This is a genomic window from Elizabethkingia argenteiflava (genome assembly GCF_009904105.1).
Lineage (GTDB): Bacteria > Bacteroidota > Bacteroidia > Flavobacteriales > Weeksellaceae > Elizabethkingia > Elizabethkingia argenteiflava.
Window position 1 is genome coordinate 1 of the sequence record NZ_JAAABJ010000004.1, and the last position, 335, is coordinate 335.

1 protein-coding gene is annotated in these 335 nt (G+C 45.7%); it reads right to left on the reverse strand.

The window, feature by feature from the left end; all coding sequences use genetic code 11:
* A partial coding sequence (locus GNY06_RS00020; protein ID WP_176589908.1) for a transposase occupies positions 1 to 335 on the reverse strand: 335 nt, incomplete at both ends.

A 335-nucleotide genomic window follows, 5' to 3' on the forward strand; every position in this document is an offset into this window, starting at 1 on the left:
CTTCGGGGAAACCTTTCAGGCCGTCTATGCAGGCAATCATAATATCTTCCACACCGCGTTTCTTCAGATCAGTGAGAACTCCAAGCCAGAATTTGGCCCCTTGATTTTCTGAACTATAAAGCCCAATTACATACTTTTTTCTTGCGATATCAACCCCGAGGATATTATAGATCGCACGGGTTTCAACAACACCATTCACCCTTACCCTGAACAACATAAATTCCCGCCCTCCAAATGGATAGACGGTTTCTAGAGTACGGTTTCTCCTTTCTCGAACCGCGGGTAGTACACTACCGGTAAGACGGGATATCTCTGCAGGAGAAATCTCCATAGCA